1 protein-coding gene is annotated in these 262 nt (G+C 62.6%); it reads right to left on the minus strand.

What is annotated here, in order from left to right:
• The coding region (locus ACSNOK_RS34755) for a M3 family metallopeptidase (protein WP_436784700.1) at positions 1-237 on the minus strand (237 nt) is incomplete at its 3' end.
• Positions 238-262: the final 25 nt, after the last annotated feature.

Consider the following 262-nt stretch of genomic DNA (forward strand, 5'->3'; position numbering starts at 1 on the left):
GTCACGCAGGAAGTAGATCACCTGCTGCGGCGAATGCGCCATCTTGGGAACCAGCGAGATCTCGCCGAAGTTGCGGTAGCCCAGCAGCTGCGCCTCTTCCTTGCGCAGGGCAAGTATTTCGGAAATGTTGGCCGTGTTGTCGAAGCGGCGGGCATCGCCCTCTGCCTGGTCGGAGGCGCGTGTCACATAGGCGCGGTAGAGCTTTTCGCGCAGCGCGCTGCTGGTGGCGAACTGCATCACGGGCAGGTAGCAGGGCATCTTC

The organism is Streptomyces sp. URMC 126, assembly GCF_051386555.1.
GTDB lineage: Bacteria > Actinomycetota > Actinomycetes > Streptomycetales > Streptomycetaceae > Streptomyces.